This window comes from Devosia sp. Z6_126 (assembly GCF_058133495.1).
The window spans coordinates 527,636-553,324 of sequence record NZ_JBYUNO010000003.1; the positions used below are offsets into that span (position 1 = coordinate 527,636).

The 25,689-nt window shown below is 63.9% G+C and carries 23 protein-coding genes; 8 read left to right on the forward strand and 15 right to left on the reverse strand.

The features are described from left to right. The 5 genes from AC3YOG_RS14810 to AC3YOG_RS14830 all read right to left on the reverse strand — a co-directional run bounded on the left by AC3YOG_RS14810 (window position 1) and on the right by AC3YOG_RS14830 (window position 7,768). Window positions 1-1,617 carry a peptide ABC transporter substrate-binding protein gene (locus AC3YOG_RS14810; protein WP_489935622.1) on the reverse strand — a complete coding sequence of 539 codons (1,617 nt, stop codon included), beginning with the start codon at window positions 1,615-1,617 and terminating at the stop codon, window positions 1-3. Window positions 1,618-1,872: 255 nt separating this feature from the next. Further along, entirely contained in the window at window positions 1,873-2,031 is a 159-nt protein-coding gene (locus tag AC3YOG_RS14815; protein ID WP_164854869.1) for a hypothetical protein, read from the reverse strand. Continuing rightward, entirely contained in the window at window positions 2,028-3,311 is a 1,284-nt protein-coding gene (locus tag AC3YOG_RS14820; RefSeq protein ID WP_489935623.1) for an acetyl-CoA C-acetyltransferase, read from the reverse strand. The genes AC3YOG_RS14815 and AC3YOG_RS14820 overlap by 4 nt, the downstream gene beginning before the upstream one ends. A gap of 21 nt (window positions 3,312-3,332) precedes the next feature. Further along, on the reverse strand, window positions 3,333-5,315 hold the full coding sequence (locus AC3YOG_RS14825) for a 3-hydroxyacyl-CoA dehydrogenase NAD-binding domain-containing protein (protein ID WP_489935624.1): 1,983 nt from the start codon (window positions 5,313-5,315) through the stop codon (window positions 3,333-3,335). Continuing rightward, window positions 5,312-7,768 (reverse strand): acyl-CoA dehydrogenase, encoded by a 2,457-nt coding sequence (locus AC3YOG_RS14830; protein WP_489935625.1) that lies wholly within the window; start codon window positions 7,766-7,768, stop codon window positions 5,312-5,314. The genes AC3YOG_RS14825 and AC3YOG_RS14830 overlap by 4 nt, the downstream gene beginning before the upstream one ends. A 244-nt stretch (window positions 7,769-8,012) precedes the next feature. Between AC3YOG_RS14830 and AC3YOG_RS14835 the strand changes: the two genes are divergently transcribed. From AC3YOG_RS14835 to AC3YOG_RS14850, 4 genes are read left to right on the forward strand one after another with little or no spacing between them, the layout of a single operon-like run. Next, entirely contained in the window at window positions 8,013-9,734 is a 1,722-nt protein-coding gene (locus tag AC3YOG_RS14835; RefSeq protein ID WP_489935626.1) for a long-chain-fatty-acid--CoA ligase, read from the forward strand. Further along, window positions 9,731-10,120, forward strand: a complete 390-nt coding sequence (locus AC3YOG_RS14840; protein WP_127754017.1) for a MerR family DNA-binding protein — start codon at window positions 9,731-9,733, stop codon at window positions 10,118-10,120. The genes AC3YOG_RS14835 and AC3YOG_RS14840 overlap by 4 nt, the downstream gene beginning before the upstream one ends. A 49-nt stretch (window positions 10,121-10,169) precedes the next feature. Further along, entirely contained in the window at window positions 10,170-10,424 is a 255-nt protein-coding gene (locus AC3YOG_RS14845) for a type II toxin-antitoxin system Phd/YefM family antitoxin (protein WP_489888673.1), read from the forward strand. Next, entirely contained in the window at window positions 10,421-10,684 is a 264-nt protein-coding gene (locus AC3YOG_RS14850; RefSeq protein ID WP_127754019.1) for a Txe/YoeB family addiction module toxin, read from the forward strand. The genes AC3YOG_RS14845 and AC3YOG_RS14850 overlap by 4 nt, the downstream gene beginning before the upstream one ends. A 13-nt stretch (window positions 10,685-10,697) precedes the next feature. Here AC3YOG_RS14850 and AC3YOG_RS14855 read toward each other — a convergent pair whose 3' ends face one another. The 5 genes from AC3YOG_RS14855 to AC3YOG_RS14875 all read right to left on the reverse strand — a co-directional run bounded on the left by AC3YOG_RS14855 (window position 10,698) and on the right by AC3YOG_RS14875 (window position 17,337). Next, complete coding sequence (locus AC3YOG_RS14855; protein WP_127754020.1) at window positions 10,698-10,994, reverse strand: UvrB/UvrC motif-containing protein; 297 nt, start codon at window positions 10,992-10,994, stop codon at window positions 10,698-10,700. Between the two features lie 86 nt (window positions 10,995-11,080). Continuing rightward, window positions 11,081-12,658, reverse strand: coding sequence for a cisplatin damage response ATP-dependent DNA ligase (locus AC3YOG_RS14860; RefSeq protein ID WP_489935627.1), 1,578 nt, complete (start codon window positions 12,656-12,658; stop codon window positions 11,081-11,083). Beyond that, complete coding sequence (locus AC3YOG_RS14865) at window positions 12,655-13,656, reverse strand: ligase-associated DNA damage response exonuclease (RefSeq protein WP_489935628.1); 1,002 nt, start codon at window positions 13,654-13,656, stop codon at window positions 12,655-12,657. The genes AC3YOG_RS14860 and AC3YOG_RS14865 overlap by 4 nt, the downstream gene beginning before the upstream one ends. 33 nt (window positions 13,657-13,689) lie before the next feature. Continuing rightward, entirely contained in the window at window positions 13,690-14,391 is a 702-nt protein-coding gene (locus tag AC3YOG_RS14870; protein WP_489935629.1) for an exopolysaccharide biosynthesis protein, read from the reverse strand. A gap of 36 nt (window positions 14,392-14,427) precedes the next feature. After that, complete coding sequence (locus AC3YOG_RS14875) at window positions 14,428-17,337, reverse strand: insulinase family protein (protein ID WP_489935630.1); 2,910 nt, start codon at window positions 17,335-17,337, stop codon at window positions 14,428-14,430. 183 nt (window positions 17,338-17,520) lie between these two features. Here AC3YOG_RS14875 and AC3YOG_RS14880 point away from each other — a divergent pair, with 183 nt between their 5' ends. Continuing rightward, a complete protein-coding gene (locus AC3YOG_RS14880) occupies window positions 17,521-17,817 on the forward strand; it encodes a BrnT family toxin (RefSeq protein WP_489935631.1) in 297 nt (98 codons plus the stop codon). Further along, a complete protein-coding gene (locus tag AC3YOG_RS14885; protein WP_489935632.1) occupies window positions 17,759-18,034 on the forward strand; it encodes a BrnA antitoxin family protein in 276 nt (91 codons plus the stop codon). Before AC3YOG_RS14880 ends, AC3YOG_RS14885 begins: the two co-directional genes overlap by 59 nt. Window positions 18,035-18,178: 144 nt before the next feature. Here the strand turns inward: AC3YOG_RS14885 and AC3YOG_RS14890 are convergent, their stop codons facing one another. Further along, entirely contained in the window at window positions 18,179-19,153 is a 975-nt protein-coding gene (locus tag AC3YOG_RS14890) for an aldo/keto reductase (RefSeq protein ID WP_489935633.1), read from the reverse strand. A gap of 99 nt (window positions 19,154-19,252) precedes the next feature. Next, window positions 19,253-19,933, reverse strand: coding sequence for a GntR family transcriptional regulator (locus AC3YOG_RS14895; protein ID WP_489935634.1), 681 nt, complete (start codon window positions 19,931-19,933; stop codon window positions 19,253-19,255). A 176-nt stretch (window positions 19,934-20,109) separates the two neighbouring features. Between AC3YOG_RS14895 and AC3YOG_RS14900 the strand changes: the two genes are divergently transcribed. Further along, on the forward strand, window positions 20,110-21,390 hold the full coding sequence (locus AC3YOG_RS14900; protein WP_489935635.1) for a Gfo/Idh/MocA family oxidoreductase: 1,281 nt from the start codon (window positions 20,110-20,112) through the stop codon (window positions 21,388-21,390). 133 nt (window positions 21,391-21,523) lie between these two features. After that, window positions 21,524-23,038 (forward strand): helicase HerA domain-containing protein, encoded by a 1,515-nt coding sequence (locus AC3YOG_RS14905; RefSeq protein WP_489935636.1) that lies wholly within the window; start codon window positions 21,524-21,526, stop codon window positions 23,036-23,038. A 209-nt stretch (window positions 23,039-23,247) separates the two neighbouring features. Here the strand turns inward: AC3YOG_RS14905 and AC3YOG_RS14910 are convergent, their stop codons facing one another. The 3 genes from AC3YOG_RS14910 to AC3YOG_RS14920 form a co-directional block, all read right to left on the reverse strand. Beyond that, the gene (locus tag AC3YOG_RS14910) at window positions 23,248-24,120 is read right to left on the reverse strand and encodes an aldose 1-epimerase family protein (protein WP_489935637.1); all 873 of its coding nucleotides are present in this window, start codon (window positions 24,118-24,120) and stop codon (window positions 23,248-23,250) included. A gap of 12 nt (window positions 24,121-24,132) precedes the next feature. Next, window positions 24,133-25,080: a DUF72 domain-containing protein gene (locus AC3YOG_RS14915; RefSeq protein ID WP_489935638.1), complete on the reverse strand. Its 948-nt coding sequence runs from the start codon at window positions 25,078-25,080 to the stop codon at window positions 24,133-24,135. A gap of 143 nt (window positions 25,081-25,223) precedes the next feature. Beyond that, window positions 25,224-25,592 (reverse strand): DoxX family protein, encoded by a 369-nt coding sequence (locus AC3YOG_RS14920; RefSeq protein WP_489935639.1) that lies wholly within the window; start codon window positions 25,590-25,592, stop codon window positions 25,224-25,226. Between the last annotated feature and the right edge of the window lie 97 nt (window positions 25,593-25,689).

Below are 25,689 nucleotides of genomic sequence, written 5' to 3' on the forward strand. Positions count from 1 at the left end.
TTATTCGGCCTTGGTCAGCCAGCGTGTACGGTGGATGTCCTTGGCATTGTTGACAAAGCCGGTGATCGAGGGCGTCACGACGTTCTGGGCGATATACCAGTAGATCGGGATCGCGCCGGTTTCATCCATGGCGATCTTTTCGGCATCGCCCAGCATCTTGGCCCGAACGGCCAAGTCGCTTTCGGCAGCGGCCGACTTCACCAGCGCATCGAACTCGGGGTTGGAATAACGGCCATAGTTGTTGCCCCAGTTCATCTGGCCATCCTGCATGATGCCGGTGGTCAAGAGCTCCAGCGTGTTGGACGGATCGGAATAATCGAGCAGCCAGCCGGCACGGCCGACCTGGAAGTCCCCGGCGCGCAGCGCGTCATAGTGCACGGCGGTTTCGGAGTTGAAGAGCTCGGTCTTGATCCCGATCTGCTCCCACATGGAGGAGATGGCGACGGCCACGCGCTGGTGGTTGTCATTGGTGTTGTACTTGAGCTGGACCGGCAGCGGGTTGGAGGCGTTGTAGCCCAGCCCTTCCATGATCGCCTTGGCTTGCGCCACGCGCTCTTCATAGGAGAGACCAATCCATTCGGGCTGGTAGGGCTCGACGCCTTCATAGTTCGCCGTGCCTTCCGGCACCCAGCCATAAGCGGGCAATTCGCCCGTGCCCAGCACATCGGGGCCGATCACGTCGCGATTGATCGCCATCGACATGGCCTTGCGCACCTCGGCATTGTCGAAGGGTGCTTTTTCCTGGTTGATCACATAGTAATACACGCCCAGGAACGGCGCGAAGAAATCCTGCCCGGGCAGGTTGGTCTTGATCCACTCGGCCTGGTCGGCCGGGATATCAACGAGGATGTCGTATTCGCCGGCACGATAGCGCGCGAGGGCCGCGGCCAGGTCATCCTGCACGAAATAGTTGACCTCATCGATCTGCACATTGGCAGCATCGTAATAGGTCTCCGACTTGACCGACTTCACATAGGAGCCGGGCACCCATTCAGTGATCTTGTAGGGACCATTGCCCACGATGTTCTCGGGCGCCGTCCAGGCATCGCCGACCTTGTCGACCACATGCTTGGGAATGGGATAAGCGGTGTAGTGGGTCAGCGCCTGGAGGAAATAGGGCGTCGGGCCTTCAAGCGTGATCTCGACGGTCTTGTCGTCGAGCGCCTTGACGCCCAGTTCATTAAAATCGGTGATCGCCCCTTCGGCGAGTTCCGAGCCATTCTTGATGGGGAACTGCAGATAGGCATATTCCGAGGCGGTGGCGGGATTGAACAAGCGCTGGAAGGCAAACACAAAGTCTTCTGCCGTTACCGGCTCGCCGTCGCTCCACTGAATGCCGTCGCGCAGCTTGAAGGTATAAACCAGCCCGTCTTCGGAAACGGTATAGCTTTCGGCCTGGCCGGGAATGGCATCGGCATTGGCGTCTTCAGCCATCAGGCCTTCGATATAGTCGCCGATGATCCGGTTTTCCCAGTCGCCCGAGGCCTTGTGCGGATCGAGCGAGCCGGGCTCGGAGCCGTTCATCATGTTGAGCGTAACAGCGGAGGCCGCGCTGCTCATCAGCAGCGCCATGGCGCTCGCTACTGACACAGCCTTAAGAGTTTGCGCGAATTTCATGCTCGTCCCATCTCCTTGTGGAAGTCCTGATGTCGATTCTTGTGTGCCCGCTTTGCCGCGGTTGCCTTGTTTACCGGCAGTTTTGACCTGCCGGTCAATTTCTGGACGGTAAACCGCCTTTCCGCCCACTGACAAGCAAAACCTTGACCTATGCGTCAACGTAACCACGGCTCGCACAATATAGGCGGCAGTAAACGCCCCTCCCGGCCATGCAGAGGCGCTGAAAGATTACAATTTTCGCAAAATAGTGCAGAACTAGCCGCCGAGAATACCTGAGCGCTGCACTCCATATATGGCGAGCGCCACCACGATCAGCAGTGCAAAAGGCAGCCAGGCTGGCGGCTCGCGCCGTTTGCGCGGCGGCTGTTCCGGCTTTTTCTCGATCCGGCGAAACTTGACCACATTGTCCTTCACGCCGCCCGCTCCACAATCGCCGCCACGCCCTGTCCACCTGCCGTGCAGACCGACAGCAGGGCCCGCTGCCCCTGCCCTTCGGCCAACATCTTGGCCGTCAGCCCCAGAATGCGCGCGCCCGTTGCCGCAAAGGGATGCCCATAAGCGATGCTCGATCCCTTGAGGTTGATCCGCTCGGGATCGATCGGCCCCAGCACCTCATCGCGGCCCAGCTCGCGCCGGCAATAATCGGGATCGTTCCAGGCCTTGAGCGTGCACAGCACCTGCGCGGCAAAGGCCTCGTGCAGCTCGAACAGGTCGAACTCCGCAAAGCCCAGTCCCTTGCGCGCCAGCATCTCGGACACGGCGATGGTCGGCGCCATCAGCAGGCCTTCGCCATGGGCGAAGTCATTGCCCGCCACCCGCCCGGCAGTCAGATACGCCAGCACCGGCAACCCACGCTCGCGTGCCCAATCCTCGCTCGCCAGCAGCACCGCTGCCGCCCCGTCGGTGAGCGGGGTCGAGTTCGCCGCCGTCAGCGTGCCATGGCCCGAACTCTTGTCGAAAGCCGGCTTGAGATCCGCCATCTTGGCGAGATTGGCATCAGCCCGCACATTGTTGTCGCGGTCGAGCCCCGCGCAGGGCACCAGCAGATCGTCGTGGAAACCTTCGTCATAGGCAGCCGCGGCCTTGCGGTGGCTGTCCACCGCCCACTCATCCTGCGCCCGCCGGGTAATGCCCCATTCGCGCGCCATCAGCTCGCAATGCTGTCCCATCGACAGCCCCGTGCGCGGCTCCTGAGTGGATGGCGCCACCGGCGTCAGTTCCCCGAGCGAGAACCCCTTGAACACGCCAAGCTTGTCGCGTGTCGACCGCGCCTTGTTGAGATCGATCATCCGGTGCTGGAACTTGTCGCCAAACACCACCGGGCTGTCGCTGACGCTGTCGGCACCGGCCGCAATCGCGCTGTCGATCTCGCCGGTCGCAATCTTGGCCCCAAGGCTGAGCGCTGCCTGCAGGCTCGTGCCGCAGGCGATCTGCATTGTCGTGCCGGGCGTGCGCGGTGATAGGCCCGCATCGAGCAAGGCTTCGCGCGCGAGGTTGAAATCGCGGCTATGACTGATCACCGCCCCCCCGATCACCTCATCGATCTTTTGCCCCTTGAGCCCGAACTTGTCAGCCAGCCCGCCCAGCGCCGCCGCCAGCATCGAAAGATTGGTTTGCTCGCTATAGGCCGTGTTCCCCCGCGCAAACGGGATCCGCGCCGACCCCACAATCGCGACTTTGCGCAGTTCAGTCATCTTGCTCTCCAAACAGCGCCATCACGCCTTCCCATCCCGGCGCGCCTGCAGCGGCCCGCCCAGGAACGGCGCAAAGCCGGTGCCCAAAATCACCCCGATATCGGCCAGATCCGCATTGGCGACCACGCCCTCAGCCAGCACAACTTCGGTAGTATCGACCAGCGGGCGGACCAGTTCGCGCCCCAAACCTGCGAGATCGGCATGGGCCGGGGTTTCACCCTTTTGCGCCTTGCCGTCGCTCCACTTGTAAAAACCCTGCCCGCTTTTGCGCCCAAGCTTGCCGCGCCGCACCAGTTCGGCAAAGCGCGACCCCTCGGGCACGGCATGCCCCAGCTCCGTCGCCACCGACTGGCCGACATCGAGCCCCACCGTATCCATGAGCTCGATCGGCCCCATCGGCATGCCGAAGGCCACGGCCGCGGCATCGAGCAGTTCGGGGCTTCCCCCGGCTTCCACCCGCTCCACCGCGCCCAGCATATAAGGCATCAGCACCCGGTTCACGAGAAAGCCCGGCGCCGATTTCACCACCACCGGCGACTTGCCGATCGCCACCGCAAATGCCGCACCCTTGCCGATCTCCTCGTCGCTGTTGAAGCGCGAGCGGATCACCTCGACCAGCGGCAGTTGCGCCACCGGGTTGAAGAAATGCAACCCGATCAGCCGGGATGGATCGCTCAGCCCCTCCGCAATCCGCTCCAGCTCGATTGATGAGGTATTGGTCGCCAGGATTGCCCCCGGCTTGATCTCGGTCTCGAGCTCGGCAAAAATCTGCCGCTTGATCGCCAGATCCTCCACCACCGCCTCGATTACCACATCAGCCCGCGCCACGCCCTTGCCATCGGGATCGGCCTGCAGCCGCAACATCGCGGTATCTACCTCGAAGCGTTTTTTCAGCCGCTTCTTGAACAGCGCCTTGCCCCGCTCCAGCGCCGGCTTGATCCGATTCATGTCGAGGTCCTGCAGCGTCACGCTCATGCCGCGCAGCGCGCACCAGGCGGCAATATCCCCGCCCATCACCCCGGCCCCGATCACATGCACGCGCCGGAACTGCTGCCCCTTTGCTGCCTGCTTCTTGAGCCCCTCGGACAAAAAGAACACCCGGCGCAGATTGGTCGCCGTGGTCGAACCCATCAGCGGCACAAAGGCCGGCACCTCGCCCGCAATCATCGCGCGCCAGTCATTGCCGTGTTCTTCAAACAACTCGATCAGCCCATAGGGCGCCGGGTAATGCTCGCGCTTGGCCTTCTTGCCGACCTTCTGGCGCATCTTGTCGGCCACATAGCCGCGCAGCGGTCCCATAGCCATGATCGTCTTGGTGATCGGCGCCACGGTGGACCGGCGCTTTTGCAGCACGGCCTTGCGCCCTTCCCAGCGCAGATTGTCGCGATGGCGCACCAGCTTGTCGACGAGCCCCAGCCCGCGCGCCGGGCCCGCCCGCAGCATCTTGCCGGTGAGCATCAGGTTCATGGCATCCACCGGCCCGGCCTGCCGGATGGATCGGCCGGTTCCACCAAAACCCGGGAAGATCCCCAGATTGACCTCGGGAAAGCCGAGCTTGGTTTTCTCGTCCTTGACCGCGATCCGGTAGTGGCAGGCCAGCGCCAGCTCCAGCCCGCCGCCAAGGCAAAAGCCGTGAATGCCCGCAACCACCGGGATCTTGAGGTTCTCGATCCGGTCAAACAGTTTATGAGCCTGCCGCAGCGCGTCTGGCAGCAGCGCCAGGTCCATCTTGTCGAATTCGCGCACATCGGCGCCGGCGATAAAGCCGCTATCCTTGCCCGAAAGCAGCACCACCCCCACGAGTTCGCGCCTGTCGGCCATCCCCTCGATGCGCCCGATCAGCTCCTCAAGCTCGAGGATCGCGGCGGTGCTGAGCGTATTGACCGGCGCATCGGGGCTATCGATGGTCAGCCAGCCGATATCTTCCACATCCTTGTGGAAGCGCCACGAGCCCGTCACGCCCTCAAAGGGCAGGATGGGGGTGTCCATCAGCTCTTCGATCATTCCGCTGCCCTCCGCGCCGGTTCAGCCGCCAATTTGCCGGGATCGAAATCATCGACCCGCACCGCGCGTTCCGTCGCCGCGTCGGCTGCACGCATGATACCCGCTTCATTGTCGTTGAGAACGCCCGCCGCTACCGCATCGGCAATGGCGTCGCGGTCGAGCCGCCGCTCGATCACCCCTTTACGCGCCGCCTTGACGAACCGCGCCTCGATCTCCTCGGCCTCAGTGACCTTGAGCAGAGCATCTTCCAGCACCCCGGTGACATCATCGGGGTCCATCGACACATAGGCGCCCGTGGTCATGCGGTCGCGGAACTGGCCGGGCTGCAGCACGGCGCGGGCATACCGGTTGTTCACCCGATCCGCTGCCGGGCGGGCATGCCGCCCCAGCGGAAAGCACAATACCCGCATCGCATTAGCCATGACCCGATTGGGGAAATTGGCGAATACCTCGCCGAACTTGCCCTCAATGGCAGCAGTGCGATCCGCCATGATCGCATCCACCAGTCCCCGATCTTCGGCCAGCCGCCCCTCATCCTCGAAGCGCTTGAGCACCGCTGACATCAGGTAAAGCTCGCTCAAAATATCGGCCATGCGGCCCGACAGCTGCTGCTTGGCCTTGAGCGCGCCACCCAGCGACACCGTGGTCCAGTCCGCCACCAGCGCAAAGCACTGGCTGTAGCGATGCAGCTGCCGATACCAGCGCCCCGCCTCATGCTCGGCCGGGCTCGAAGCAAAGGCCCCGTTCGTCATCCCATGGAGGAAACTCGCCACAATATTGCGCAGCATGAAGCTGGTATGCCCGCCAAAAGCCCGGTCGAACTGCCCGAGCCCCTGCGGCCGATCGGGGTTCTGCACCGCCTGGATTTCGCGATACAGGAACGGATGCGCCCGTAGCACGCCTTGTGCGAACGTCATCAGCGTGCGGGTAAGGATATTGGCGCCCTCGACCGTGATGGCGACCGGCGTCGCCATATAGGCCCCAAAAAGGTAGTTGCTCGGCCCGTCCTGGATCGCCCGCCCGCCATGGATATCGAAAGCATCATCGATGGTGTCGCGCATCGCCTCGGTGGTGCGATATTTCAGCAAGGCCGAGATCACCGCCGGTCGCTGCCCCTCATCCACCATGGAGGCTGTCAGCCGCCGCGAAGCTTCATAGACATAGGCGTTCTTGACCATCCGCCCCAGCGGCTCGGCCACCCCTTCCATCATCCCCACCGGCATACCGAACTGGCGCCGGATCCGGGCATAGGCCGAGGTCACCCGCAGGCTTTGCTTGATCGAGATCGTGCCAATGGCCGGCAGCGAGATCGCCCGCCCCGTGGACAGGCATTCCATCAGCATGCGCCAGCCTTGCCCGGCATAGGCCGTGCCCCCGATCAGGAAATCGAGCGGGATAAACACGTCCTTGCCCGTGGTCGGCCCGTTCATGAAGGCCTGCCGCGAGGGATAATGGCGCCGCCCGATCTCCACCCCGGGGTGGCCCGAAGGCACCAGCGCCAGCGTGATGCCGATATGCTCGCCCTTCCCCAGCAGGTTCTCGGGATCCTTGAGGATGAAGGCGAGGCCCAGCAGCGTCGCTACGGGCGCGAGCGTAATATAGCGCTTGTCCCAGGACAGGCGCACCCCCAGCACTTCGCGGCCTTCGTGCATGCCCTTGGTGACGACGCCAATATCGCGCATCCCCCCGGCATCGGACCCCGAATGCACGCCGGTAAGCGCAAAGCACGGCACTTCGAGCCCCGTCGCCAGCCGCCGGAGATAGCGCTCCTTTTGCTCTGACGTGCCGTATTTCTCCAGCAACTCGCCTGGCCCCAGCGAATTGGGCACCATCACCGTGATCCCCGCCGCCACCGAGCGGCTGGCGATCTTCGAGACGATCATGGATTGCGCCTGTGCCGAAAACCCAAGGCCCCCATGCTCCTTGGCGATCAGCATGCCAAAGAACCGGTTGTCCTTGAGGAACTGCCACACCTCGGGCGACAGATCCGCCAGATTATGCCGCGCTTCCCAGTCATTGATCATCGAGCACACCTGTTCGGTGGGCCCATCCAGAAACGCCTGCTCCTCCGCGCTCAGCGTCAGTGGGCGGATGGCCGTCAGCTTGCTCCAGTCCGGCCGCCCCGAAAACAGCTCCGCATCCCACCCGACAGTGCCCGCATCGAGCGCTTCCTGCTCGGTCCGCGAGACGCGCGGCAACATGGATTTGACCACCCCATAAAGCGGGCGCATCACCAAGGCCTTGCGGATCGGCGCCAGGCTCAACAGCAGCAGCACGATCCCGGGCAGCAGCGCCAGCAACCCCGCGCCCGTCAGCCGATAACCGACTTCGAGATCGATGCCCGACATCAGCCCGATCACGAGGGCCGCCACGCCCCACTGCCAGAGCGGCGCTTCGCGGATGGCCAGCACGGCGATGGCGACCAGGGACAGCACAATCAGCAACAACGCCACGGCAACATCTCCTTGAGGCACACCCGCAACCATCGGGCACCTAACCACTCTAACCAGCCTTACGTAAACGTCAACTCCGCGCCCCATGCGTAGAGCGCCTGCGCTGCAGCGTTCAAAAACCCGGGCAATTGTTTGACGCTAACGTAAACCCATGGGATAAACTGCCGGGCAAACAGGCGCCCTAAGCGGGCTCGCCTACCCGCAAGCGGGCACGCACCCGCGGGACGGCAGGAGGAGAACAGCAATGGATATGGTCAATCCCGAGCCGGGACCGCTTCGCCCCTGGATTGCCAATTATCCCGAGGGCATCCGCTGGGATATCACCATCGATACCCGCCCCGTCCATGAACAGGTGCTGGCCGGCTGCGCCAAGAACCCTTCCGCCGTCGCGCTCGACTTCCTGGGGGGCACCACCAGTTTCGGCGAACTGGCCAAAAGCATCATCGCCCTGGCTGGCGCCTTGCAGCACCAGTTCGGCATCGGCAAGGGCAGCCGCGTCGCGCTGATGCTGCCCAACACGCCCTTTTATCCCATTGCTTATTACGCCGTGCTGCGCGCCGGTGGGACCGTGGTCAACTGCAACCCGCTTTATACCGTCCCCGAGCTCAGCCACATCATGGCCAATGCCGGCGCCGAGCTGATGATCACGCTCGATCTCAAGCAGATCTTTGACAAGGCCGAGGCCCTCGCCGCATCGGGCCACGTCAAGTCGCTCGTTGTCTGCCACTTCCCCGAAGCGCTGCCGCTCGCCAAGCGCGTCCTCTATTCGGTCGCCAAGCGCAAGGACCTTGCTGACCTCAAGCGCTCCCCCGCGCGCGATCGCATCACCACGCTCAACAAACTGCTCGCCCGCCGCGAAACCCCGGACGCCGTGGTCATCGACCCCGAGCGCGACATTGCCGTTCAGCAATATACCGGCGGCACCACCGGCCTGCCCAAGGGCGCACTCCTGACCCACGCCAATATCTCGGCCAATATGAGCCAGATCGATAAATGGGGCTGCGAGCTGTTTTACCCGCCCTCCAAGGTCGTGGCCGTCCTGCCCTTTTTCCACATCTTCGCTATGACGGCCTGCATGAACGTGCCCCTGTGCAACGGCACCCCCGTCATCATGCTGCCCCGCTTCGAGCTCAAGGCGCTGCTGGACCTCTTCACCCGCACCAAGGCCAATGTCCTGCCCGCGGTACCGACGCTGCTGGCCGCCCTCGGGCGCTCCTCCGCCGTCAAGCCCGAACAGCTGGCAAGCCTGCAGGTCGCCATTTCCGGCGGCGCCCCGCTCAGCAACGAAGTGCGCGCGCAATTTTCCACCAAGTCCAAGGCGCTGCTTGCCGAAGGCTACGGCCTCACTGAAGCCTCGCCGGTCGTGTGCTGCGCCGCGCTGCGCGTTCCCTCCAAGCCCATGAGCATCGGCATGCCGCTGCCCGCCACCGATATCCGCTTTGTCGATGTCGATAGCGGCGAGGTCGTCGGCATCGGGGTCGATGGTGAACTGCAGGTCAAGGGCCCCCAGGTCATGGTCGGCTATTACAATGACCCCGAAGCGGACGCGCAGGCCTTCAGCGATGGCTGGCTGCGCACCGGCGATGTCGGCCATATCGATGAAGACGGCTATGTGTTCCTCGTGGACCGCATTAAGGACCTCATCATCTGCTCGGGCTTCAATGTTTACCCCCGCGTCATCGAGGAAGCCCTGCTCACTCATCCCGCGGTCGAGGAAACCAGCGTCATCGGCGCCCCCGACCCCTATCGCGGCGAAGCGCCCGTCGCCTTCGTCAAGCTCCAGTCCGGCCAAACCGCGACCGAAGCCGAGCTCAAGCACTTCCTCACCGATAGGCTCAACAAGATCGAGCTGCCGCGCGAGATCATCTTCAAGGATGAATTGCCCAAAACGCTGATCGGCAAGCTCTCCAAAAAGGAACTGCGCGCCGAATACGCCAAAAGCCATCCGGAGTCGGCGAGCAAATGAACCGCGCCGAACCGGAAAACCGCGATCTCTTCGCCATCGCCGATCTGGCGCGCGAATTCGGCATTTCCACGCGCGCCATCCGCTTCTACGAAGCCAAGGGCCTGCTCGCGCCCGAACGCGTCGGCGCCGCTCGCATCTTCCGCCGTCGCGACCGGGCCCGCCTGATCCTGATCCTGCGCGGCAAGCGCCTCGGCTTTTCCCTGCGCGATATCTCTGACTATCTCAGCCTCTACGATGCCGACCGCAACGAGCAGCTGCATCTGCTCGCCGGCAAGGTCGAGCAACGTCTCGCCTCCCTCGAACAGCAGCGCGCCGACCTCGAACTCACCATCGCCGAACTGCGCGAAATCAAGCAACTCGCCGAGGAGCGGCTGCACAAGCGCTGAGTTGAATTTTGTACGTAAATGCGTACATTGGAGCGCAAGGAGAAGTCCAATGCGCGCCAAATCCATTTCCGACTTCCGCAAAAACATCGCCGCCGACATTGATGCAGTGGTGACCGACCTCGAGCCCTTGATCGTCACGCGCAACGGCGGCAAGCCGCCGGTCGTGGTCATGTCACTGGAGGAATTTGAATCCTGGAAGGAAACGATTCACCTTTCCAGCACCCAGGCTAATGCCGATCGGCTGGCCCAGGGGAATGCCGATTTCGAAGCGGGCCGCGGCATCAGTGCCGACTGGCCTGAATGAGGCTCCTCTTCACCGAGCCGGGTTGGGATGACTATCAGTATTGGCAGGCCAATGATCCAGATACGCTGGCCAAGGTCAACGAGCTGATCAAAGATTGCCGCCGCTCGCCATTTTCAGGCATCGGCAAACCCGAGCCCCTCAAGGGCAACTACAAGGGCTGGTGGTCACGCCGGGTCACCCAGGAGCACCGGCTGGTCTACCGCGTCGAAGCCGACGTCTTGTGGATCAACCAGTGCCGCTTCCACTACGATCGGCGCTGACCATCTGGTGCCACTAACTCCCGCCGCGTGGCTTGACGTTCTTGGTCAACAAATCCGGCTTTTTCGGTTTCACCCAGCCTTTGGGTGGCTGGCGCACCGGCACATGCGTTCCGAGGCCCATCGCCCCCGGCGGCGGCTGTCCCACGGTAACCGTGCCCTCGCCCTCCTCGCCCGGAGCACCACCCTCTCCCTTGAGCCGGGCAATCTCATTGCGCAGCCGAGCGGCTTCCTCGAAGTCCATCGCTTCCGCTGCCGCCTGCATCTGCGCTTCCAGCGCCAACAGCCGCTGGTGATTGGATCGTGAGGACATGTTTTTCCGCCCTTTTCTCCCACGCACTGCTGTCACCCCGGCCTTGAGCCGGGGTCCATCCGTAGATGCCAGCATTATACAACCGCTCAAGTCGCCTCGATAAACACCGCCATATCTTCAAGTGTCGCCGCTTCGCTCGCCGGCTTGTCCCAGCGAATGCGGTTGATGCGCGGAAACCGCAGCGCCACCCCCGATTTGTGCCGCGTCGATTCCTGCGCCGAGTCGAACGCCACCTCGAACACCAGCTCCTTGCGCACTTCGCGCACCGGCCCGAAACTCTGCAGCGTATTGGTGCGGATCCACTTGTCGAGCTGTTTGAGTTCCTCGTCGGTGAAGCCGAAATAGGCCTTGCCGATGGGCACGATCTCGTTGCCCTTCCACACCCCGAATGTGTAGTCCGAATAAAACGAAGAGCGCTTGCCGTGCCCTCGCTGGGCATACATCAGGATGGCATCGACCACATTGGGGTCGCGCTTCCACTTGAACCAATAGCCTTTGGGTCGCCCCGGCAGATAAGGTGAGGTCCTGAGCTTGAGCATCACGCCTTCATGCCCGTGCTGGTCCGCCCCCTCGCGCCGTTGCTGCGCCAGGTCGTCCCAGTCGGTGAACGGCAGCACCGGCGACAGATCCAGCCGCGTTTGCGGATTAGCCTCGAGCCACCGCTCCAGCCGTAGCCGCCGCTCGGTCCAGGGCAGCGCGCGTACGTCCTCGCGTCCATCGAACAAGATGTCATAGACACGAATGAACGCCGGCGATTCCTTGAGATGCTTGGCGCTCGCCACTTTCTTGTTGAGCCGCTGCTGCAAGTCGTTGAACGAGCCCGCCTCGAAATCGCGCCCCACCAGCAATTCCCCGTCCAGCACCGCCTGCCCGCTCACATTCTCCACAATGTCGGGAAAGGCGTTGGCAATATCGTCGCCCGTGCGCGAAAACAGCGATGCCGTACCCGGCCCCAGCACCAGTTGCACGCGGATGCCGTCCCACTTCCACTCCGCCGAAAAGTCCGCCGGCTTGAAGCGGGTCAGATCCTTTTCCTCGTCGATCGGATTGCTCAGCATCAGCGGGTGGAACCGCGCGGCATGATCGATATCGGGCCGTTCGGCCTGCCCGCTCAGCCAGGCGAACATCTCGGTATAGGGCACCTGCAGCCCATGCCAGACTTCCTCGATTTCCTGCAGCGGCACCCCGCTCATTTCCGCCAAGGCCGTCTTGGCCAACCGCGCCGACACTCCGATCCGCAGCGCCCCCGTCGCGAGCTTCACCACCGCCCAGCGCTCATTGATCCCCGCCCGCGTCAGCAGCGCCGCGATCAGCTTGGGCAATTCGCTTTTCGAGGTGGTGTTGAACAATTCGATCAGGTCGGTCAGCGACGGCAACTCGCCCTCGCCACCATGATGGGGCCAGATCAGCGCGATGGTTTCCCCCAGATCCCCGACATAATCGTAGCTCATGGCGAACAGCACGGGATCGACTTCGCGCAGCACGATGTCCTTGAGCAGCGCCGGCTTCACATTGCGAAAGGTCAGCGCTCCCGTCAGCACCGCCAGCGCAAAGCCCCGATCGGGGTCGGGGGTTTCCCGGAAATACTGCGTCAGCGCCTCGATCTTGCGATTGCGCGAGGGCGTCAGCGCCAGCAGTTCCAGCAATTGGGCAAAGCGCTTCATTCCTCGCCCTCCCCGCCATCATCCTCAAAGCCCTGGATGTTGAGCGGCTCAGCCTCGAGCCCCTGCTGGCGGCACCAATACACCAGCGCATCCTCGCGCCCATGCGTCACCCACACGGTCTGCGCTTCGGTTTCGTGGATGGTTTGCCTCAGCTCGCCCCAGTCGCAATGGTCCGAAATCACCAGCGGCAATTCCACCAGCGCCTGGCGCGCCCGCTGCTTGACGCTCATCCACCCCGACGCCTGGCAGGTCACGGGATCGGGAAAGCGCCGGCTCCAGCGGTCGCGAATGGCCGAAGGCGGCGCAATCACGATCGCGCCGGCCAGCTCCGCCTTGGCCACACCCGTCGCCGGGCGCAGATCCCCCAGCGGCACGCCGAGCTCTTCATACAGCGCACAAAGCCGGATCATCGCCCCATGCAGATAGATGGGCGCCTCATAGCCGGCATCACGCAACAACCCAATCACCCGCTGCGCCTTGCCCAAGGCATAGCAGCCGATCAGATGCGCCCGTTCGGGGTTCTTGCGCACCGAATTGAGCAGCCGCTCGATCTCCGTCTGCGGCTTGGGATGCTGGAACACCGGCAGCCCGAAGGTTGCCTCCGTCACGAGCAGATCGCAGGGCACCAGTTCATAGGGTTGCGCCGTGCGGTCGGCGAGCCGCTTATAGTCGCCCGTCACCACCACCCGCTGCCCATCCTGCTCGATCAGCACCTGCGCGCTCCCCAGGATATGCCCGGCCGGGTAAAAGGTGATCCTTATGTCGTCGATCGCCAGGGGCTCGCCGAACGGCAGCGCCTGGAACTGATCCGCGCAATCCTCGCCATAGCGCACCTTCATGATGGCGATCGTGTCGGGCGTCGCCAGCACCGCGCCATGCCCGGCCCGCGCATGGTCGGCATGGCCATGGGTGATGATCGCCCGCGCCTTGGGCGTGGACGGATCGATAAAGGCATCGATGGCCCGGAGATGGAGGTTTTTGTCGAGGATCTGCGGCATGGTAGCTGCCTAACGCCCCAACCCTCGCGAGGTTCAGGGCGTTTCCGAGCCGTCTCCACCCGGCAGCAGCGGATCGAGGATTTCGAGCGGCGTGCCCTCGAGCGGCGGCACCAGATCCGGCACATCAACCCCGAACACCAGCCCGATCGCCTGCGGCGCCAGCCACAGCCCCAGCGCCACCAGCACGGCAAGGCACCCCCACCAGACCAGCGTCAGCAAACCGTCGCGCGCCGACAGCGCCAGCGCAAAGATGGCGATCACCGAAGCGGCGATGGTCGAGGACAGCGGAATAAACTCCAGCAGCGGCATGATCGCGCCCATCAGCACGCACACCCCTGCCCCTAGTCGCCGGGCCCAGGTGCCGGTCAACACCAGCCAGCGCCGCCGCACTACGCCGTCCGCCATCCGGCTCACCGGATACAAAAAGCTCAGCAGCTTGCCCACATGCTTGGGCGCCAGCGAACGCCGCGCCAGCCATCCCGGCAGCCAGATCCGGCTGCGCCCCAGCATCAGCTGCCCCGCGACCAGCACCGTGTTGAGCCCAACCAGCGAGGGCACGCCCGGAATGATGCTGAGCGGCGAGACCACGATCAGCGCCGGCAGCAGCAGCATCGGCCCCGCCGCCTGCGCCCCCGCGACATTGCGCAAGGTGCCGATCGACACGGCTTCACCGGCGGCGGCCCGCGCTTCCACCTTGCGCACCAGCCGCTCCAGCGAGCCTTGAGCCTGCGACATGCAGCATTCCCTTTCCCGGCGCCCGAGCGCGGTCCCCTAGAGGACCTTGCTCACGTCGAGCAGTCCCGGCCGCTGGGCATTGGCGGCAGTGATTGCGGCTTCCCCGCCCAGCACAACCACATGCCCGTGGCTCGCCACCGCCGCAACAGCTTCCGCCAGTTCGGCGAAATCCTTGCTGCTGGCATTGAGCACTTCGTCGCGCCGCTGCTGGCGGATCGCGTCGGTCGTGCCGGTCAGCTGCCGCCACATCGAGCCATAGCCTTTGGCATCGGGGAACTGGTAGCCGTCCATATCCCCGATCACCCCGATAATGGAACGCGTCAAATCGTTCTCGCTCACCCCGGCAGCCAGCGCCTTGGCCGCGCCGTCATAGACATCGACCGTTTTGAGCAGGTTGGGATCGCGATAGCTCAGGAACGAGAAATTGCCCGAGGTCAGGTCGAACCGGCTCGAGCCGCCATAAGCACCGCCCTGCACCCGCACCTTGTCCCAGAGATAAGTGGTGTTGAGATATTTGAGCGCGACGCTCGCCGCGGCCGAAACCTCGAATCCCAAGGCCTTGAGGTTGGCGCCCTTGCCCACATAGTTGACCTGCGCCGGGATAACGAGCCCTTCCGAGCGTGCCGCCATTGGCCCCGGCCATTGCTGCAGCGGCTGTTCCACCGCCGGCAGGCGTTCGGTGAAGGCGCCGATCTCGCCTTGCGCCTGGTTCCACAAAGCGCCATCGGTAGTCACATTGACCACCATATGGGGGCGGTTAAACAGCGTATCGCGGATGGTTTCGAGCACCTGCTGCACGCCGGCCCAGTCGCTGTCGATCCGTCCGACCAGTTCGCGCAGGAACTGCAGATAGCTGATCCCGCCCATGCGCTCGGACAGGGCCCCCGCCTGCGTCAGGCCGGCCTTGAGCCTCGTATCAACAATGGCATTGCCGCTCGGCACCAGCCGCGCTTCAAACCCCGCCTTTTCCTCGAGCGCCATCTGCCGGAACCGCTCGCGATTGTCGAGCCGCGCATCGAGCAGCACATCGCCCATGATGGCGAGCATTTCCTCGACTTTGTCGGCCACCGCCTTGCCCGAAAGGAAGAGCCACGCCGCCGTCTCGGCGCTGCCCTGCATCGCCGAAAGCCCGCGATGCTGGTTGATCCCGCCCGTGCTGCGCCCGATGCGCTGCGTCAGCGCCACGAAATCTTCCTTGCTCGTGCCGGTTTGCAGCAGCGCCCGCCCAAACAGCGGCAAATAGGGCAGCAACTCGTCGGGCAATACATGCAGGTCGAACCCCAGATCGAGATACACGATCCCGAGCGTCGGCAGGTCATGGTAGAACAGCCGCGCGCCCCCGATTTCGCCGGTTTCCACCGGCACCTTGCGGATCTCGCGATCGAGGTCACCCAGCGTCAGGGTGGGGATCTTGGCGAGATCAGCCGGATCATCGGCGGTTTCCTGCAGGCGCTTGAGCTTTTCGGTTTCGCTGATCGTCGCCGCTATAGCCGCCTCGTCCATGCCGGCGCGCACCTGAGCGAGCTTGTCGGCTTCCGCCGCCGCTTCACGCGCCCCCTGCTCCGGATCGGCCTCGAGCGTCACCGTGGTGCGATGGGTGTTGTCGAGGAACAGCCGGCGGATTTCGCCTTCGAAATGGCCCCCTTGCGCCTTCTCCTTGAGCGCCGCCAATGCCGTCTCGAAATGCAGCGGCGCCAGTGGATCCCCACCATGCAGCCAGGTCGCAAGCGCGGTGAACATATAGGTCATGCCGCGCGGATAAGAGCCCGTATTGTTTTCGCGCAGCGAGAACTCGAAAGTATTAATCGCCGCCTCGAGCTGGTCGCCCGGAAAGCCGCGCTCGGCGATCTCGGCGAGCGTATCGAGGATCAGCGTCTCGACCTTGGGCGCGTTGGTGGGGTCGATCCCCTTCATGCCAAAGCTCGCCATGGGCTGGCGCAGCCCCGAGCCGATCCCGCCGCCCGTCATGCCCTCGCCCAAACCCGATTCGGTCAGCGCCTTGCGCAGCGGCGCCGCCGGATTGCCCGCCAGCAGATAGCTCAGCAGCCCATGCGACAGCGCTTCCTCGCGATCAGCGGGGGGATCGATCATCCAGTTGACCGAGATCATCCCATCGCGCGGTTTGTCGGCATCCTTGGTGCCCGCATAGGTGCCGTGAAGCTGGCGCGGCGCATTAAAGCGCGGCTGCAGCCCAACTTCCGCATCGACCTCCGCCCGCTCGAACTGCGAGAAATAGGCGTCGAGAATATCGAGCCGCTGCGCTGGATCGTCGTCGCCCGAAAAGAACGCCCGCGTATTGGAGGGATGGTAGAACTTCTCGTGGAAGCGCTTGAACTGCTCGAAGGTCAGGTCGGGAATGGCCTTGGGATCGCCGCCTGAAGACTTGCCATAGGTCACATCGGGATAAAGCGAGCGCTGCGACAGGTCGCGCATCACCGCATCGGGAGAGGAAAACACCCCCTTCATCTCGTTGAACACCACGCCTTTGTAGACCAGCGGCGCCTTGGCATCCTCGAGCTCGTAATGCCAGCCCTCCTGGTGGAAGGTGTCTTCGGTCAGGAGCGGGAAAAACACCGCATCGAGATACACATCCACAAGGTTGTAGAAGTCCTTGAGGTTTTGGCTCGCCACCGGATACGCCGTTTTGTCCGGAAAGGTCATGGCGTTGAGGAAAGTGTTGAGCGATCCCTTGATCAGCTCCACGAAGGGCTTTTTGACCGGATATTTCCGGCTCCCGCACAGCACCGAATGCTCGAGGATATGGGCGATCCCGGTGGAATCGGTGGGCGGCGTCTTGAAGGTGACGCCAAACACCTTGTTCTCATCGCTGTTGACGAGGCTCAGAACCTCCGCCCCGGTCTTCTTGTGGCGATACAACAGCGCTTGGGAATCCACGTCAGCGATGCGTTCGTCGCGGACCAGTTCAAAGGCGGGATGGGAAAACATGACTACTCGACTGCCTGACAATTGCCCCCAAGGTAAGCAGCCCAAGCCTGATCCGCTAGGGGCAAGGGGCGACCGAACCCGTCAACCAACCTTGAAAGTGTACACCACTGGTGTATATTTCCACTGGCACGCCACCTCGACTTGAGCCAGAATAACTGACTGACTGCAGGGTGGGGGCACCTCTTGGAGTACGAATGGGACGAGGCCAAGCGCCTCTCGAACTTCGCCAAACACGGGGTGGACTTTTTGGAGGCCCTCCTCATCTTTGAGGGCTATTGCATGACCGCCGAAGATGACCGGCGGGACTATGGTGAGACGCGCTGGATCTCCATCGGAATGGCCGATGGCCAGTGCTTCGTGGTGGTTCACACTAGACGGGCTGGAATTGTCCGGGTCATCTCGGCGCGAAAGGGCGGACAACGTGACAGAGACCTCTATCAAGCGAGCCTCCCTCGAGGCACTGCGCCACAAAAAGGATAAGGGAGAACTTCTCGACAGCAGCCAGGCCCCTGAGGGGGAAGAGCTTGGCCCCGAGTTTTGGGCCAAGGCCAGACTGGAAGCCCCGCAGGCGCTTCGCTCCGTGCACCTCAAAATCGATCAGGACGTGTTCGAGTTCTTCAAGAACGGCGGCAAGGGTCATCTGACGCGCATGCAGGATGTGCTGCGCGCCTATGTGAAAGCTCATAGGCAGGGCTGACTGACCTCGGTTCGCCTGCGGTGACAATCAGCGGCGGGCTGAAGCATTGACTACCGCTCCCCCTCCCTCCCCCTTGAGGGGAGGGATCGAGGGTGGGGGTTCGGGCGGTTCAACCCACTCGCAACTTGCGAGCTTCGCCCCCCGCTAAACCCCGCCGCGAATAGCCGGCTTCACGTCCTTTTCATACCATTCCTTGAGCCGCGTATTGAGCGCCGGAAACAGGCTCCGCTGCTCGCTCGCCGCCACATTGTCGGCCAGCTGCTCGGGCTTGCTCACCCCCGCAATGATCGTCGAGACCTGCGGGTGATCAAGGATCCACCGCAGCGCGAACTGGCTCAGCGGCATGCTTTCGGGCGCGAGGCCCTTGAGCTCCTGCACCAGCTCCAGCCCCCGCTCATAGGGGATGCCCGAAAAGGTCTCGCCCACCGAAAAGGCTTCTCCGTCCCGGTTGAAGTTGCGGTGGTCGGTCGCCTCGAATTGCGTATCCCGGCTGAACTTGCCCGACAGCAGCCCGCTCGCCAGCGGCAGGCGCACGATGATGCCGACATCGCGCTCCGCCGCCTTGGGCAACAGCTGCTCGGCCGGATCCTGGCGCAACACATTGAAGATGATCTGCAAAGTCGCAAGCCCCGGCTGTTCGAGGCACAGCAGCCCTTCCTCGATGGTTTCGACGCTCGCGCCCCAGTGGCGCACCAGCCCTTCGGCCTGCAACCGGTCCATCCAGCCAAAGATCGAGCCCTCGCGCAACACCGCGGTGGGCACGCAATGCAGCTGCGCCAGATCTAGCGAGGCTACGCCCAGCCGCCGCGCCGAACCCTCAAGGCTCGCCCGCACGCCCTCAAAACTGTAATTGTTGGGGAACAACCCGCCCCCGCGTCCGAGCTTGGTGGCCACCCGCACCTGCGGGTTCTTGGCGTGCGCCCCGATCCGGCTTTCGCTGACGCCCCCGCCATAAACATCGGCCGTGTCCCAGAAATTGACGCCAGCCGCATCGGCCGCATCCAGAATGGCATTGGCGGTCTCATCGCCCACCGGCCCGAACCCGCCACCCAATTGCCAGCAGCCCAGGCCGATCTCGGAAACCTGGTACCCCGTCTTGCCCAATCGCCGCTGTTTCATCGCCACTCTCCCCTTGCCTTGACCCGGCTTAACCCGCTTGGGGAAAGCGAGCAACCGCCGCGCCGGTTCCGCCCTCAGCCCAATCGCCTCCGGCTCGGTTCAGCCTTCGTCGAAATATTCGGGAAAATCGGCAATGGTCTGGGCCAGCAGCACTTCGGCCCGCGCCAGATGCGCCCGCATCGCCGCTTCCGCCGCCACCGGATCGGCATCGGCCACGGCATCCACGATCAGCCGGTGCTCGGCAATGGCCCGCTGGCTCGAGGACACGCCCAGCGTCAGATAGCGCACTCGGTCGAGCTGCATTTTGTGATCATCGATCAGCTGCCAGGCATATTCCACCCCCGCCAGCCGCGCGAGCACGCGGTGAAACAACTCGTCGAGCTCATGGAAGCGCCGGTGGTCGTCGGCCAGTGAAGCCTGCTCCTGCTCGGCCAGCAGCGCCTCGAGCTCGGCGCGGCCCCCCGGCGCGGGCTGCGCCGCCAGGCGCCGCACGATCTCGACTTCGATCGATTCGCGGATGAACCGGGATTGGCGCACGCCATCGGGCGAGATCTTCTTGACCACCGTCGCCCGCTTGGGCCGGATCAACAGCAGCCCCAGCTGCGCCAGCCGGATAAAAGCTTCGCGTACCGGCTGGCGCGACACGCCATATTTGGCCGCGATATCGCTTTCCGAGATCACATCGCCCGGCTTGAGAGCCATGGTGATGATGTCGTCGCGCAAAGCCCGCACGACGCGCAGCGCCATGGTTTCTTCGCCGGTTTGGGTCACATCAGCCACCACTTGCTTTGCTCAACTCCGGGCAGGATCGAATGCACGCCAGCGCCGGGGCCTGCCTGCCCGGGCTTTCCCAGTGCATATCGCGCGGCGCGCCATAAAAGAAGTAGTGCCACACCCCAATCTTGTATGGTAGATGCGAAAGCAGCCTCGTTACCTCAAGACCGGAGTTTTCCCCTATGGCCAAGACTTACGCGCTGGTGGGCACCGGCGGTCGTGCCCGCATGTTTTATGAAGCGATCTTCGGGCCCCATCGCGAACATTCCCGCCTGCTGGCGCTCTGCGACACCAATCAGGTGCGCATGGATTTCACCAACCGCGTGATCGAAACCGAGCTGGGCGGCCAGCCGGTGCCCACCTTCAAGGCCAGCGACTTCGGCGCCATGCTCAAACAGCACCAGCCCGATACGGTGATCGTCACCTCGATCGATCGCACCCACCATCACTACATCATTGCCGCGCTTGAAGCCGGTTGCGACGTCATCACCGAAAAGCCGATGACCACCGACCCCGAAAAGTGCCAGGCCATCCTCGACGCCGTCGAGCGCACCGGCAAGCAGGTGCGCGTCACCTTCAACTACCGCTACGCCCCGCATAATTCCGCCCTGCGCGAACTGATCGCCGAGGGCGCCATCGGCACCCCGACCTCGGTGCATTTCGAGTGGCTGCTCGATACCCGCCACGGCGCCGATTACTTCCGGCGCTGGCACCGCGACAAGCGCAATTCGGGGGGCCTGATGGTGCACAAATCCACCCACCATTTCGACCTCGTCAATTTCTGGCTGGGCTCGCAACCCGATACCGTCTTTGGCATGGGCGACCTTAAATTCTATGGTCGCGCCAATGCCGAAGAGCGCGGCATCTTCACCCCCTATACCCGCACCACCGGCGTGGAGGCCGCGAAGAACGATCCCTTCGCCATCGATCTCACCAGCAACCCGACCCAGAAGGGCCTCTATTGGGACGCTGAAAAGGAAGACGGCTACCAGCGCGACCAGAACGTCTTTGGCGACGGCATTTCCATCGAAGACACGATGAATGTCATGGTCCGCTACCGCAACAAGGCGGTGATGACCTATTCGCTCTATGCCTACGCCCCCTGGGAAGGCTTCAACGTCGCCATCAACGGCACCGGCGGGCGCCTTGAGCTCACCGTGCACGAAACCTCCTACATCAATGCCGGCTCGACCTCGGATACCGAAGGGGCCGCTAAGGGCGTGACCCTCTACCACTTCCCCTTGGGCGGCGAAGCGCGCCAGGTGCCGGTCAAGCACGGCGAAGGCGGCCATGGCGGCGGCGACAAGATCATGCTCGAGGAAATCTTTGGCAATGCCACGCCCAAGCCCGGCTATGGCGCCAATCACCGCGACGGCGCCCTCTCCATCCTCACCGGCATTGCTGCCAACCAGTCCTTTGCCACCGGCCTGCCGGTCAAGGTCAACACCCTCGTGCGGCTCTGAGCGCGGCAAAGGAAACTGTGACTCAACGGCTCGGCCCGGCTTTCATCGCCGGGCCGATATGCTAGGGAAGCCCTTCGTCCCCCTATGCGCGAGTCCCGCCACCGGCACGAACCCGCGCCTACCCGGAGCAGGAATGAAGGTTCAGATCGACATGGGCGCCACTGGCGCCGGCGTTTCCAAGGGAAGTGCCTTGCTCGATCTCGAGGAACTCCTCGCCACGCGCCTCCTCGTCCAGGGCAATTCCGGCTCGGGCAAATCCCACCTCCTGCGTCGCCTGCTCGAGCAAAGCGCCCCCTGGGTGCAGCAATGCATCATCGATCCCGAGGGCGATTTCGTCACCCTTGCCGACAAGTTCGGCCATGTCGTGGTTGATGCCGCCCGCACCGAGGCCGAACTCACCCGCCTTGCCGGCCGCATCCGCCAGCACCGCGTTTCCGTCGTGCTCAACCTCGAAGGCCTCGATGTCGAGCAGCAGATGCGCGCCGCTGCGGCCTTTCTCGGCGGCATGTTCGACGCCGATCGCGACCACTGGTATCCCGTGCTCGTCGTTGTCGACGAAGCCCAGCTCTTTGCCCCCGCCGTTGGCGGCGAAGTGTCCGATGAAGCGCGCAAGCTTTCGCTCGGCGCCATGACCAACCTCATGTGCCGCGGCCGCAAGCGCGGCCTCGCCGGCGTCATCGCTACCCAGCGCCTCGCCAAGCTGGCCAAGAACGTGGCCGCGGAAGCCTCCAATTTCCTCATGGGCCGCACTTTTCTCGATATCGACATGGCCCGCGCCGCCGATCTTTTGGGCATGGAAAAGCGCCAGGCCGAGCAGTTCCGCGACCTTGCCCGCGGCCATTTCATTGCCCTGGGCCCGGCCATTTCGCGCCGCCCGCTCCCCGTTGTTATCGGCACAGTGGAAACCTCGGCCCGCTCCACGAGCCCCAAGCTCACCCCCTTTGAAGCCCCGGTGGATGCAGCCGAGCTGATCTTCACCGCCGAGCCCGAGCTCGCCCGTCCCGTGGTGCGCCGCCCCGCGCCGCCACCGCCGCCCTCGACCAACGAGCTCCTCGCCCAGGTCACCCGCGCCCGCCCCGAAGCCGAGCCGACGCCGCAATCCCTTTTCCCCGAGATCGACGAGGCCGAGCGCGATTCGCAGATCGATGCCATCATGGTCGAACTCTTGAGCGACCCAGATGCGGCCTTCCGCACCACGGCAGTGCTCTATCAGGATTTTCTCGTGCGCTGCCGCATCCGGCGCGTGCCCGGCGAACCGCCCGAACTGCCCGCCTTCAAGCGCCGCCTCGCCGTCGCCCGCGTTGCGCCCGAAAAGGAACTGGCCGACAGCGATGGCTGGCAGGCCGCGCTGGCCATGTCGGAAACCCTCACCGACGACGTGCAGGGCGTCTTTCTGGTGTTGGCGCAAGCCGCCCTTGCGGGCGAACCCTGCCCTTCCGACGCCACTGTGGCGCGCCTTTATGGCACCCACTCCACCAGCCGCGCCCGGCGCCTCCTCACCTGGTTCGAGGAACGCGGCCTGCTCGTCGTGCGGCTCGATTTCCGCAACAACCGGGTCGTCGCCTTCCCCGACCTCAACTGCGAAACCGCCCCCGGCGACCCCAACGGCCCCGACGCCCTCATCGACGAACGCCCCGCCGCGGAATAATCTTTGTCCGGCATTACACCGCCGCCGCCCAGCACGCGATTGTCACCCCGGGCCTGACCCGCGGCCCATCTCGAGATCTCACCCCAGCCACCAGAAGTGCGAACAACCGCTGCCTTCCCTCCCCCCCGGAGGGGAGGGATCGAGGGTGGGGGTTCAGGCGTCTCCGAAAACTCGACACCTCGGACGAAGTCGGCGAAGAAAACCCTCCCCTACCCCAAAACCTCCACCGCAAACCCGAACCGCGCCACCCCGCCCGGCTCCAGCACCAGCGTCAGCGGCCGCTCCTCGAGCGCCGGTCCCGCCCCCACCCGCGCCGCCATCCCGTGCCAGGGCTCGAGGCACAAGAACGGCGCCTCCATCTTGGGTTTGCTCCACAGGGCAAAGGCCGGCAGATTGCTCCAGGTGAAGTGCAAACCCTTCCCGCTTTCCGCCACGAACCTGATGCCGCTGCCCGCTCCTTGCGGAAACACCAGCGCATCCTCATCAAACAGCCCATGCTCCAGCACCAGCTCACCTCGATTGAAAGGCGACGGCAGCATGTCGGGGCCGAGCAGCCCCCCTTGGAGCTTGGCCCGCGCCGGCTCGGCCCCATTATCGAGCACGGCGCGATGCTCCTCGCCCGCGCAGCCCGGCAGCGGCCAGGCAAAGGCGGGGTGAAATCCGAGCCCGAACGGCATGGCCCGCCGGTCGGCATTGCGCACTTCCGCTTCCACCACGACCTTGCGCCCCTCGAGCCGGTAACTCACTGCCAGGACGAACTCGAACGGATAAACCTCGTGCGTTACCTCTGACGCCCTGAGCTCGAAGCGGCAGTGATCCTCCCCCTGCTCAGCCAGCGTGAAAATGCTCCGCCGCGCAAAGCCGTGCTGGCTCATCGCGAACATCTGCCCCTCGATGCTCACCTGATCGTCCGGCGCCTTGCCCACAATGGGAAACAGCACCGGCGCCCGCCCATTCCAGAATTGCGGGTCGCCATGCCACAGCCATTCCCCGCCATCCGCGGTGGTGATCGACTGCATTTCCGCCCCCATGGACGCAAGGGTGACGCGCAGATCCGCATTGGCGATGGTGATCAGATCCATAGGATTTGCCTTTTACATTTGGGGAAGGGTTCGACGCGAGCGGGGTGCTCTGCGCACCGCCTTGGCCTCGTCAGCATTGGGCGGCGCCCATTGCACTCCGAGTCGCGCCATCAAGCCTAGCGCATCTCCGGGCGCCATCAGCTTGTCGGTATTGTCGAAAAACAGATAAACATCGCGCCCCTGCCCATCCGCAGTCGGCCCGGTGATAAAGTTCCCATCCGTCGGCTCCCCCACCGACCAGCGCCGCACCCGCTCGGCCCAGCTGTCGAGCTGGGCGGGGGAATAGCCAGACTTATAGAGCTCCTCGGAGCCATGCAGGCGGCAGTACACAAAGTCCGCCGTCACATCCATCAGCAGCGGCCAGCTCACCGTGTCGGCGCAAACCAGCGCAATCTCGTAGCGCCGCAGCAGCTCGATAAACACCGGGTCGCAAAAGCTCTGATGCCGGATTTCCATGGCGTGCCGGATCGGTCGCACCACCCCGTCGCCGAAATGCGGCGGCGCCCGCAACCGCCCGTCATGCCGCCGCGCCAGTTCTGCCGCCTGCGCCGTGTCGCGCGGCAACAAGCGAAAAAACGCCTCGATCCGCTCCGGGTTGAAGGCAAACCGCTCGGGAAACTGCCACAGCACCGGCCCCAGCCGCTCCCCCAGTGCCAACGGCCCCGAAGAAAAAAAATTGGCCAGCGGCGGCTCGGGATTGGTGAGCTTGAGCATATGGGTCAGATAGCGCGGCCCCTTGAGCGCAAACACAAACCCTTCCGGAACCGCGTCGCGCCATTGCTCGAACGACTTGGGCGTCTGCATCCCATAAAAGGTGCCGTTGATCTCGAGCGCATTGAAATGGGCGGCGGCAAACTGCAACTCACGCTTCTGCGGCAGCCCCTCAGGATAAAAATTGCCGCGCCAGGGCGTATAGGTCCACCCCGATAGCCCAATCCGGATCTCCCCCCGCTCCACCAATCGCCGCCCCGTCCGTACCTTGCTCGCGTCGGCTCAACGCCGGCACAGCAACGGACGTTGCAGGGCACTTTCTGCACCCTCCCCCTTCAGGGGAGGGCGGGGGTGGGGGTTCAGGCCCCTCCACCAACCGGATGTAGCTAGTCTCACATCAACGGAAACACCCCCCTGATCCGCGGCTCGCGCAGCCACAGCGCCACCCAGGCAAACACCCCCAGATAGAGGCTGAACAGCGTATGGCTGAACAGCGGATTATCCACCCGCAGATTGGCCGCCAGCGCCGCCCCCAGCAGCCCGGTCAACAACACCGCCCCCAGCAGCGAAGTGCGGGGGATCACAAACAGGACGGTGCACACCGCCTCGATCACCCCGATCAGCAGCAGATATTTCGGCGGCCATCCCACCGCCTGCAGCGGCTCCAGCGCCAGCGTCGAGCCCAGCAGTTTTGGCGCCACCGACGCACCCAGCATGAACAGCGCCAAGAGCCCCGTCATGATCCAGCCAGCAATAATCATTCTTCGTCCCCACAACCCCAGCAGCCTCACGCTGCCCCCTCCCTCTGACGCTCGCCAGCCGCCCTTGCCGACACGTCCCCATCTTTTCGCAGCGCTT

Excerpts from the sequence above, each read along its gene's own strand:
- AC3YOG_RS14835 (WP_489935626.1), top strand. The coding sequence starts at position 8,013 with ATGGATATGGTCAATCCCGAGCCGGGACCGCTTCGCCCCTGGATTGCC.
- AC3YOG_RS14865 (WP_489935628.1), bottom strand. The coding sequence starts at position 13,656 with ATGCCGCAGATCCTCGACAAAAACCTCCATCTCCGGGCCATCGATGCC.
- AC3YOG_RS14825 (WP_489935624.1), bottom strand. The coding sequence starts at position 5,315 with ATGATCGAAGAGCTGATGGACACCCCCATCCTGCCCTTTGAGGGCGTG.
- AC3YOG_RS14845 (WP_489888673.1), top strand. The coding sequence starts at position 10,170 with ATGCGCGCCAAATCCATTTCCGACTTCCGCAAAAACATCGCCGCCGAC.
- AC3YOG_RS14820 (WP_489935623.1), bottom strand. The coding sequence starts at position 3,311 with ATGACTGAACTGCGCAAAGTCGCGATTGTGGGGTCGGCGCGGATCCCG.
- AC3YOG_RS14910 (WP_489935637.1), bottom strand. The coding sequence starts at position 24,120 with ATGGATCTGATCACCATCGCCAATGCGGATCTGCGCGTCACCCTTGCG.
- AC3YOG_RS14890 (WP_489935633.1), bottom strand. The coding sequence starts at position 19,153 with ATGAAACAGCGGCGATTGGGCAAGACGGGGTACCAGGTTTCCGAGATC.
- AC3YOG_RS14850 (WP_127754019.1), top strand. The coding sequence starts at position 10,421 with ATGAGGCTCCTCTTCACCGAGCCGGGTTGGGATGACTATCAGTATTGG.
- AC3YOG_RS14860 (WP_489935627.1), bottom strand. The coding sequence starts at position 12,658 with ATGAAGCGCTTTGCCCAATTGCTGGAACTGCTGGCGCTGACGCCCTCG.
- AC3YOG_RS14870 (WP_489935629.1), bottom strand. The coding sequence starts at position 14,391 with ATGTCGCAGGCTCAAGGCTCGCTGGAGCGGCTGGTGCGCAAGGTGGAA.
- AC3YOG_RS14920 (WP_489935639.1), bottom strand. The coding sequence starts at position 25,592 with ATGATTATTGCTGGCTGGATCATGACGGGGCTCTTGGCGCTGTTCATG.
- AC3YOG_RS14840 (WP_127754017.1), top strand. The coding sequence starts at position 9,731 with ATGAACCGCGCCGAACCGGAAAACCGCGATCTCTTCGCCATCGCCGAT.
- AC3YOG_RS14900 (WP_489935635.1), top strand. The coding sequence starts at position 20,110 with ATGGCCAAGACTTACGCGCTGGTGGGCACCGGCGGTCGTGCCCGCATG.
- AC3YOG_RS14875 (WP_489935630.1), bottom strand. The coding sequence starts at position 17,337 with ATGTTTTCCCATCCCGCCTTTGAACTGGTCCGCGACGAACGCATCGCT.
- AC3YOG_RS14810 (WP_489935622.1), bottom strand. The coding sequence starts at position 1,617 with ATGAAATTCGCGCAAACTCTTAAGGCTGTGTCAGTAGCGAGCGCCATG.
- AC3YOG_RS14905 (WP_489935636.1), top strand. The coding sequence starts at position 21,524 with ATGAAGGTTCAGATCGACATGGGCGCCACTGGCGCCGGCGTTTCCAAG.
- AC3YOG_RS14855 (WP_127754020.1), bottom strand. The coding sequence starts at position 10,994 with ATGTCCTCACGATCCAATCACCAGCGGCTGTTGGCGCTGGAAGCGCAG.